10 protein-coding genes and 1 pseudogene are annotated in these 9,374 nt (G+C 57.3%); 5 read left to right on the top strand and 6 right to left on the bottom strand.

The window, feature by feature from the left end:
- Nucleotides 1-421 precede the first annotated feature (421 nt).
- The 4 genes from AC1RQ9_RS18005 to AC1RQ9_RS17990 form a co-directional block, all read right to left on the bottom strand.
- Nucleotides 422-907 (bottom strand): Ros/MucR family transcriptional regulator, encoded by a 486-nt coding sequence (locus AC1RQ9_RS18005; RefSeq protein WP_082267139.1) that lies wholly within the window; start codon nucleotides 905-907, stop codon nucleotides 422-424.
- A gap of 243 nt (nucleotides 908-1,150) precedes the next feature.
- Nucleotides 1,151-1,375 carry a hypothetical protein gene (locus AC1RQ9_RS18000; protein ID WP_162531789.1) on the bottom strand — a complete coding sequence of 75 codons (225 nt, stop codon included), beginning with the start codon at nucleotides 1,373-1,375 and terminating at the stop codon, nucleotides 1,151-1,153.
- A gap of 157 nt (nucleotides 1,376-1,532) precedes the next feature.
- A complete protein-coding gene (gene mobF, locus AC1RQ9_RS17995) occupies nucleotides 1,533-4,751 on the bottom strand; it encodes a MobF family relaxase (protein ID WP_420605110.1) in 3,219 nt (1,072 codons plus the stop codon).
- Nucleotides 4,751-5,047 (bottom strand): hypothetical protein, encoded by a 297-nt coding sequence (locus AC1RQ9_RS17990; RefSeq protein WP_034926251.1) that lies wholly within the window; start codon nucleotides 5,045-5,047, stop codon nucleotides 4,751-4,753. Before AC1RQ9_RS17990 ends, mobF begins: the two co-directional genes overlap by 1 nt.
- Before the next feature lie 692 nt (nucleotides 5,048-5,739).
- Here AC1RQ9_RS17990 and AC1RQ9_RS17985 point away from each other — a divergent pair.
- Entirely contained in the window at nucleotides 5,740-5,982 is a 243-nt protein-coding gene (locus AC1RQ9_RS17985; RefSeq protein WP_010518306.1) for a type II toxin-antitoxin system Phd/YefM family antitoxin, read from the top strand.
- Nucleotides 5,979-6,404, top strand: a complete 426-nt coding sequence (locus AC1RQ9_RS17980) for a type II toxin-antitoxin system VapC family toxin (protein WP_019086860.1) — start codon at nucleotides 5,979-5,981, stop codon at nucleotides 6,402-6,404. Before AC1RQ9_RS17985 ends, AC1RQ9_RS17980 begins: the two co-directional genes overlap by 4 nt.
- A 253-nt stretch (nucleotides 6,405-6,657) precedes the next feature.
- Here AC1RQ9_RS17980 and AC1RQ9_RS17975 read toward each other — a convergent pair whose 3' ends face one another.
- Together AC1RQ9_RS17975 and AC1RQ9_RS17970 are read right to left on the bottom strand one after the other, a co-directional pair.
- Complete coding sequence (locus AC1RQ9_RS17975; protein WP_039734028.1) at nucleotides 6,658-7,014, bottom strand: HepT-like ribonuclease domain-containing protein; 357 nt, start codon at nucleotides 7,012-7,014, stop codon at nucleotides 6,658-6,660.
- Nucleotides 7,011-7,301, bottom strand: coding sequence for a nucleotidyltransferase family protein (locus AC1RQ9_RS17970; protein WP_010518281.1), 291 nt, complete (start codon nucleotides 7,299-7,301; stop codon nucleotides 7,011-7,013). The genes AC1RQ9_RS17975 and AC1RQ9_RS17970 overlap by 4 nt, the downstream gene beginning before the upstream one ends.
- Nucleotides 7,302-7,656: 355 nt before the next feature.
- Here AC1RQ9_RS17970 and AC1RQ9_RS17965 point away from each other — a divergent pair, with 355 nt between their 5' ends.
- From AC1RQ9_RS17965 to AC1RQ9_RS17955, 3 genes and pseudogenes are all read left to right on the top strand, one after another.
- Nucleotides 7,657-8,241 carry a hypothetical protein gene (locus tag AC1RQ9_RS17965; protein ID WP_039734030.1) on the top strand — a complete coding sequence of 195 codons (585 nt, stop codon included), beginning with the start codon at nucleotides 7,657-7,659 and terminating at the stop codon, nucleotides 8,239-8,241.
- Between the two features lie 3 nt (nucleotides 8,242-8,244).
- The gene (locus AC1RQ9_RS17960; protein ID WP_039734031.1) at nucleotides 8,245-9,072 is read left to right on the top strand and encodes an FAD-binding oxidoreductase; all 828 of its coding nucleotides are present in this window, start codon (nucleotides 8,245-8,247) and stop codon (nucleotides 9,070-9,072) included.
- Nucleotides 9,072-9,374, top strand: a pseudogene (locus tag AC1RQ9_RS17955) (hypothetical protein); the annotation flags it as partial. The gene AC1RQ9_RS17960 and the pseudogene AC1RQ9_RS17955, both read left to right, overlap by 1 nt.

Below are 9,374 nucleotides of genomic sequence, written 5' to 3'. Positions count from 1 at the left end.
CTGAGGCGCTGAGGCGTTCATTCTCTGAATGATTGCGCGTGGACCGACCGTGATAAGTAGAAAGTTGTCCGTCACCAGATATGGGATCTGAAAAAGGATTGTCAGAGCGGAAAAGGCAGGCTGCCCTCGTGAGAGCACAACTTTGTAGTCATCGCCTATGGATTTTCACTGAGAACTGAATTCTTCCACAAGGTGCATAACGCAAGGGCTTAGGATCGCAATCCGCAACCTGGATTGTATAAAAGGCATCTTTCGTCCGGATTTATCGACGTAACGCCCTGAACTGGATCATGGTCCGGTCAAACAGGAACAGCCGCAGTCGGCACCCTACGGCGTAGCGAAGAAGCGCTGCCTTCGTATATTGCCGCGTTCCTGAGCCAGGAGATCGCCGCGCCGCCCGGTCCGGCGGCGCGTTCCCCTTTTAGTGGGCGGCCTTCTTTCTACCCCGGCGGCGTCCTTGCGGCCTGTCAGGCAATGCAGGCTCTGTCGTGCCCTCATCACCAGATTTGGTGGCAGTGGACGTTATATCCCGCCCCAGCCCAATCTCTCTTGCAAGTTCCGATCGGCGTGCTGTGTAATTGGGAGCGACCATAGGATAATGAGACGGAAGTCCCCATTTCCGCCGATATTCTTCAGGCGTCATGCCATAGGATGCCTGCAGATGCCGTTTGAGCATTTTCAGCTTTTTCCCATCTTCAAGGCATATGATATAATCCGGAAATACGGACCGCTTGATGGGAACGGCAGGTATCTGTTCTTTCACGCTCGAAGTAGTCGGGAAGGACAATGAATTGTAAACAGTCCCAATCAGCCTGATAAGTTCATCCGGCGATATTTTATTTTCCGATACATAAGCAGTTATGATTTCCACGGTCAGCGCCAGCTGTCTTTGTTGTTCTTCGGACATTGTCGATCACCTTAACAGACGAAAAAACTCTGGCCCTGTATATAACACCGCTACTGGGAATAGTCCTCGACGTTTTCGAGGATCTGGCAGATTGCAGAACAGGTATGCTCTTGAACTGATATCTATAGGGTCCTGTGCCCGCTCATCTGTATTTTACCTGATCGTCAACACTTCTTGTCTTCTGCCGTGATCCTATTAACTGTTGCCCGCACAGCATCAAGACGCCATATCTGCGATACGAAATCATCTGGAGCCGGTATCAGCCAAGTAATCAGACACAGCTTCCTCTTCGGTCCAGGAAGGTCTTGACGCGTGAACATGCCCGGAAGCTTCAGTCGCGCCAATAATGCGCAGCAGACTTTCAGGGATCGGTTCACGCACAACATCATTGAACCGGGCACGCAATTCGTTTTTCAACCAACAGTCGAACGGATCAGGATCTCCCCGGAAAGACACATCGTCCATCATTGACCTGCTATCTGCTGCTCCCCGCCTACCTAACGATACCCAGCCGACTTCGTTGCGCAAATGACCAAAGCGTGCGTCAGATCTGAGATGTTGTCGCGGTATGGCGCACTGTCGGCAGGATCCAAATTCGGGTGAGAACAGCAGAAAGCCGGACGCTCTAGCTGGCGGCGCCTGGCGACGCATATGGCACATGGGAACGCCTGCCCAGCACCTGAGCAGCCCGTTGGCTCCGAAGCGTCTGTTCCGCACCCGTCATGACCGCTGGTGCGTTCCTGATCATGACCTGCAGCCTGGCGTCGATCTCGGCCAGACGCGCCTTATGCAAGCGCTCGGCCAGACGCGCCTGGGTCTCCAGAATAATCTCCCTGCCATATGGGCGACCTGACTTCATCAGTGTCTCCTGCGTGCGCCCAAGCGCGATCAGTTCCCGGATCCTCGCATCCCGGGCCTTGCGGGTTCGGGCAACCAGATCCGTGCCCAATGATTTATATGGTTTATGCGCCATTTTCTTTGCCACGTGATTCCACAGATCGTCACTGGTGATGGGCGTCGTATCCCCGAGCGCCCTCTGGTTCCGGACCGCCTCAAACGTCGCGCCATCGGAGATCATGGTCCATGTGGTTCCACGCGCCCGGCTTTCCGCGACGTATGAGGTAAATCCCGTCGCCAGTTCGACGCCTCGCGGCAGGGCGTTGACGTGCTCATCTGAAGTAAGCCCCTGTGCCGCATCAATCGTCATGGCATGTCCGAACCCCAGCAGTACCCGACCTGTCTTCACATCACGAAACCGCCGCCATTCAACATCAGCAACAAGCCCGTCCTTCGTGCGGACGCGAAGCCCCGCATCACCATGGGCCAGAACCTCCACCACATCGCCGTTATTACCGACTGTGGCGCCCTTTCCATCCACGCTGCCCCACGTCCGACGATACAGCCGAAGCCGGTCGCCCGTAGCGATCGCAAGATCATAGGTCTCGCCACGCTGATCAATGGCCTGCACGGTAATTTCATGTGTCGAGATCTCGCCGCGCTCCTGCAGGATCCTGCGGACTGCGCGACTCAGATCGGCAGCATCCTGATTGGTCAGCGCCGACATGCTGATCGTCTTGGCCCGGCCTCGCTGCGGGCCGGCCCCCTCGGCTATCAGGGCATCGCGACGCGTCACATACAGCCGGGCAATATCCTGCAGGACTTCCTCATGGTCGCCGCCGACCAGACGGATCGTTCCATCCGCCCGTTTCATATCGATCGCATCCCGGACTTCCTTCAGATGGAACCTGTTACGGACATCGTCATCATTTTCCTCGTCCGTATGCGCGTTTGCCGCAGCCCCCTTGAACTCGTGGGCTTCCAGATCGCTCTCTTCCGGCTCTGCGCCACGAAACAGATCAGCAATCTGGCGATTTCTTGCAGATACCTGCCGGACACTGGACAGAAGCTCAGGCATATCTTCCGGATCCAGAACCCGGCGCAGCATCTCGATGGAGTCCCCTGCCTCGATATTCTGCGCCTGCTCGTGGTCACCCAGCGCCTTGACCGTGCAACCAGTATCACGCTGCACCTGTAACAGGCGAAGCATCTGGCGCGGGCCGACCTGACCGACCTCGTCAATCACCAGCACCGTATTCTGGTCCACATCAACGTCACCGCGCTCCAGCCGCGCCAGAAAAGGCAGCATCGCGCTCGTGTCAAAGATGCCGGCCTCACGTAATGCGTCCGCCTGGCGCCAGGCATTGGCAATCCCGATAACCCTGCGACCATTCGTGTCATAACGCGTATCATGTTTCCACGCATCAACCAGCGGAGACAGCAGCGCCGTCTTTCCGGAGCCCGCGACACCGGTGAGCATGGAGAGCGCGCCGCCCCGGCCAAGAGCGTAGATAGCGGCCTTCTGGGTCTTTCCATGATCGCTTGCAAAGTCGAGGGATGATCGTCCGATCGCTTCCGTGATCTGGCGGTCCGACAGCGCCCCGCTTCGGTCTCCTGACGCACGAGCTGCCTGAATCGCGAGGTCCTCCTCGATGGCGATCTGCGCGGAATTCGTCACCCTCAGCCTGTCGCCGCGCATCTCCTGAATCAGCGAGACCCGTTCCCCGCTGAGTTCAAGACCACGCTGTTCAATAAGGGCCACGACATGATCAATGTCCTTCACCCCGCCCTCGATGCCGGTGCCGATCAGGCCCCGGGCCGCATACGTTCGAAGCTTGTCGTGATCGATCACGGCGGCTGTTTCAAACTCCCTCGCGAGATGGCGCACAGCGAAACGGCAGGCAATATCGTATCGCTGTTCCCTGGTGCCCGCAGGCGCTACTGGCGCGCCAAGCAGACTTTTTTCCTCCCAGCCAAGACGCCTGGCCTGTTCTCGCCATATCTCATGGTCGCTTGTGCCTTCGTTCTTGTCCAGCCGGGCTGCCAGGCCGGCCATGGACAGGATACGGCGCTTGCGTTTGATCGGCATATGCGCCCAGTCCGCTCCTTCCGCCGCGGCGTAATCCTTGGCCGCCCTGATGACGTTCCGTCGTCCCTTGCTGAAGAAATCCGATATATTCTGCGGCACGGCCGAGATGACCGTCGCCTGTTCATTCGCATCGTATTGCTGGGCGATGCCGATCCGGCGCAGTTCATCAGCGAGCTGTGCCTGGAAATATGCTCCAAATTCGTGAACGCGCGATCGCAGCCGCTTCGTGTCGAGTGAACCCACATGCCCCTCTTCCGTAACCACGACATTGAACAGGGCATTATGGATATGGGCATGGGGATCGCCGCCTGCTGGCGTATCGATCAGATAGGTCTGGCCTGTCGCCGCGTCACGCGCCTCGACCGTCGGGCGCGCGGTATCATGCCGGAATGACACCCAGGCGACCTCGCCCGGGTCGGCACCGTCTTCGCCCCCGTGACCGCGCCGTGCGAAGCCGATTTCCCGCGCGACATAGAGCATTGTCGCGTCGTTTGCCCGATCAATGGCGTGCCAGATGGCTGCCCTCTCGGCTTCGGTCGGCGCAAACTCGGCCGCAAGGGTAACTGATTTGTGTGGCGCCAAAGTCAGATCATAGGCACTGATCTTGCGGGCGTTCCTTGACCAGTCCTCGCCATTATCGGCCCTCTTTGCTTCAAACAGGCGATTGAGTTGCGCGTTCTTCGGTGGTGTCTTCGGATCAATGCCAAGAGCCGCCGCGATCTTGGGCTGCATGTCCGGTCGCCACGAGGCCCGCCCGTCGCGACCGGTGTAATAGCTGGTCAGTCGGCCACCATCCGCGTCAGGCACTTTTCCGGGCTGGGTACGGAAGTCGTGCTCCGGATCTGGCAGTTCCTGTGTGAAATAGGCAGTAATCAGCCGACCACTGCTCTCAGCTGAGATTTTCCGGAACGTCATCATCAGGCATCGGCTCCATCCTCATCGTCGCGCCGGGCGGAGCGGGGCGTCCTCCCCTCCTGAATGTCGAGCAACCTGCCGGTTGTAAGATCAATACGTCTGAGCATCGGGTTCTGGGCTGCGATCAAGGTCACCAATCGGCCGAGAATTTCATCAAGCGTGGGCCCGTCGGAATCTTCCGGCGAGAAGATTTCAATGATCAGTGACAATTTGTCCTCAATCGCCCGCAGCCGTTCCCACAGGTCGTCGTCCTGGACTAGGGATCTGCTTTGCCTTCTGTCTGCCTCGCGCATTATCATCGTTTCCCATGTGAGGACCGAGGGAAGTGTGACGTGGCATCACGCGACTTTACTGATTTTCTTCTGCCCGAGGCATCCTTCATCGCCCGCGCCTGCGCAAAAGGTGACATTTGCGCAGGCCGGAACAGCAAATCAACATGCGCTCTCGGGTTGCGACCTGCACGTGCCGCAACCAGACGGATCCCGCACTTGTCGACGCCACCAAGGTGATACCACGGGTTTGTCCGACGAACTGATTCTCCGCGACTTTCACGCGGTAATGGCTCTGTCTGAACGTCGTGTTTAGGCAGCAGTTATAAGATGTCACTTGCTACATCGACAACCCAATGCTTCCCCTGCCAAAAAGATGGGGAAGCCATGCCCAACGTGGTCAACGATGATCACCATGTCTTATTACGTGAACAGAGCTTGTTGTCCGGATAAGATTCAGATTCTCGGCAGCCGGCGTGCTATTCTTCCAGCTCCACCAAAGCCGCCGGGCTAATCTCCAGAGCACGGGCGAGACGAAGAGTTGCCAGAAACGTGGGATTGGACTTGTAAACGGGGTCGGCATCCCACCAGGCGTATAGGAAAGCATCATCCTGCTCGTCTGAATTCCGCGAGCATCGCTCTCATTGTCAGACGCATATTCCGTTTGGTAGGGCGACATTTTTTCGCTATAAAGTGACCAGTTTAATGGTTCGGAGCCCGAAATGCAGACTGTCAACCTGGTGGAAGCCAAAGCCCATCTCAGTCGTCTGGTTGATCTGGCGAAGGAAGGAGAGTCCGTTCGTATTCTTCGTCGCGGCAAGGTCGTCGCACAACTCGTCAAGGCGGAGCCAGTACGTAAACCCATTGCAGTGAGTGCTCTTCGTTCACTTACCAGCATTATGACGCCGCAAAGGGAACCTGCTGCAGAAACTGTTCGCGCGATGCGTGATGAGGCAAGGTATTGAGTCTTTATCTCGATACATCGGTTCTTGTGGCGGCTCTGACCAATGAGGAAGAGACAACCCGGATGCAGGACTGGCTTGGCGCCCAGGCACCTGAAGATCTTTCCATCAGTGACTGGGTTGTCACCGAGTTTTCTTCAGCCCTGTCGATCAAGCTTCGCATGGGCCAGATTACCGTCACAGATCGAGCAAACAGCCTGGCCATGTTCACCCGTCTTCGCACAGAAAGCTTTGGTGTCATGCCTGTGACCAGTCAGAACTTCCGGACGGCGGCAAGATTTTCCGATCAGTATGCTCTGGGTCTGCGTGCCGGAGCCGCCCTCCATCTGGCAGTTTGTGCGGATCATGGCGCGACATTATGTACCCTGGATCGTCGTCTTGCCGAAGCGGGGCCCCAGGTCGGTCTGGCGACTACGCTCCTATGATCGATCCTTGATTGAGGACCATTGGAAAATATCGCGAATTTACGATTGCGGTTCCAGGACGCATTACGATCGCATGCAGTCACACATTTGCTTTATCCCCGGACTGACACGCAGGCTGCATCGATTACGGGTCAGCGCCCTGACATGATACAGGTAGGTCATATTGGACTGAGGACACCGCTTAGTGGGACCGGACGTAACGGCCGAAGCCGTTCATCAGATAGCCCACCATCCTGCCCTCAAAATGAAATCCTCAGGATGATCTCTGCAGGAAATGCTCCAATTGAGCGATCAGGGCAGGCAAAGCCTCTTCTACCGTACGCCAAACAATCCCATAATTGATCTCGAAATAGCCGTGCGCGATCCGGTTCCGCATTCCGCGCATTTGCCTCCACGGAATATGCGGATAACGCGCTACGTCATCCGGGTAGGCAGCCATAACTTTGGTCGTCGCTTCCCCAAGGATAAGCAGGCTCATGACAACGGCCTGCTGGGTCCTGCGATCCTTCAGAAAATCTTCGACCGCCATGCCTTGCACGAAGGAGCGGGCGTCGGTCGCTGCCTCGTGCATATGTCCCAGATAGTCAGTCAAACGAAAATGACGACTCACAAGGCACGCGCTTCAGACAGAACCTCATCCCGGAAGGCTAAGGGCAGATCTTCGGGCGTCCGGAGATCAACTGCTAGTCCCAGAAGATCTTCGAGATCGCTTTGCAGTCCGCCCAGGTCAAAAAGGGTGATTCCCTCGGGCGCATCAACCAGCAGGTCCAGATCACTTCCATCCCGATCCAGGCCATGCACAACGGAGCCAAAGACCCGGGGATTATCGAGTTTCCATTGCCGGGCCAGTCCAATGATGGAGTGACGATGCAGGGCAACGGCTTCAGACGGACGCATGAACACCTCTCCCTTTCCACAAAGCGGTTTATTCTATCAGATCGCTATACTCACCCCAAGGGCGCAAAGATTACTTTATATCTTTTTTTCGGCCTCAGATCGTCGCTACGGAACGTCCCGCACCAACGGTGCAATGGTGTATGAAGAGCCTCTATCAGGCCGGGTCCGACCCGGTTCCAAAGGTGGTACCGGTCCCACCCCGGGCTGGTGCCAAGACGTCGTTGAAATGGGTCCAGTGGGGGTTCATAAAGGGTTCGTACCGGGACCAAAAATGCGCCACCCGACGTCCACGCAGCGATTACCTCACACCGGTACAGCCACTGACACGGCCTGCAGGAGAAACGACGTGACGGAAATGGACTCACAGGCAGGCGGAAACCGTTTCATCCGACGCGTGGCCGGAGAAAAAATTCGTGGTCGGCAAGGACAGAAAGTCTCGCCACTTTACCGCTGGATGATGGAGAATTTCGAGGACATCTCGGAAGCGCGTCAGACAATCCGCGCTTGGGATATCTTCATCGAGATCGCACACGAGGATGGGATAACCGGAACGGTCGAGAACAAGGAAATCACCCGCAAGACGGCCGCCAAGACATGGGCTCGAGTCCGGCGTGCCCATGCCGGGCGATCCCACGATATCGTCCGAAAAAACCAGAAGCAGCTCCTGCCCAGTCGACAGTCTAAAGACTGGAAACCCGATATCATTGACGGGAAACACGGAAGCCTACCTCTTGCCGAAGCAGCCGTGCCGGCAGAAATTGCTTCCCTCCAAAAAAAGCCATCCCAGGTCGCATCATTACCGACGACCATTCCCGAGGCGTCAGTAGCAGACCTGGACGAGGAAGAAATCCGTCGCCGGGGTCGCGCACGGGCCGAAGAGATCATTCGGGATCTGGAAAACCGGCGACGGTTGCAGGAACCCGGCTTTCATCGGGAATGAAACATGACGGCACGCGAACCAAAGACCGCGGCGAAAGAGACCGTAAAGGCGCAACCGACCCTCATGATGGCAATCGGGCGCCAGAGGGTCGGAAAAACGACATTCCTCAAGGTCCTCACGGAACTGACCCAGCAGCAGGGAGGCCACCCGGAAATCTGGAACACGGATTCACTCAACAAGTCCAATACCATCGCCTCTATGGGTGATTACGTCTTGGAACCTGCGACCGTAACCGCCAAGGGACAAGCGGCCTGGTTGGAACAGAGGATCGAGCAGCTGGTGGAAACCCAGAACGACGCCATTCTTGACATCGGCGGCGGCTGGACGGCGGTTCACGAACTGGTAAAGGCCTCCCCGCTCGTTGCACAGCTTGAGGAACTCGGAATCAATCTTGTCACGGTTTTCATGATCGGCTCGGAACATGCCGATATCGACTATCTTGAAGACCTGCAGGCAAACCGGGGCTTTATTCCCAAGAACACCGTCATTGTCATTAACGAGGCCCTGCTTAGCGGGCGCGTCGATGCTTCAGAGGAAATCCGGCATATCCTCCAATATCCCGCAATCGAGGGCGCACTTGGCCGCGGGGCTGTCTATGGGGTGTTTCCCGCGCTTGACGGGATAAAGCGTGTCTCGGACCGGGGGCAGTCTTTCATGGACTTTGCGGCGAACAGACCGGCCCACGGCTTCCCGACAAGTTCGTTTTTCGACCGGTGTCGGGTCAGCCGGTGGCTGAGGCGCGACGTGCCGAAGTTTCTTGCAGCACTTGGCCCCGATTATCTGCCGCGGATGCCCGCAGGCCTGCCAGAAGTTATGGGGGTTGGTGTGTGATGACAGCGCCGAACGAAATCGAAGACGCGGATCGTGCGTTTGCCGAGCATGTCGATAACCTGCGACGGGTTGCCAATCAGTGGATCTCCCGCCCGATCGCACCCGAAGCGGAAGTGATCTCCGCGCTGATTGTCACGCTGGACCAGATTGGCATGTTGGCCATAGAGGCACGACGCGCATCGATCCGTTCTGTCACGGAAGCCAGGCTGATCGCAGAGCAGCAGCGCAGGGCACTCGCCGACGATACCGTGGTCATCCGCGAACATCTGCGCGACGGGATTGAGGCGGTGCGGACGCTGCGC

The sequence above is a fragment of the Komagataeibacter ossonobensis genome, assembly GCF_057359305.1.
This window is presented reverse-complemented; position numbering and strand designations above follow the sequence as displayed.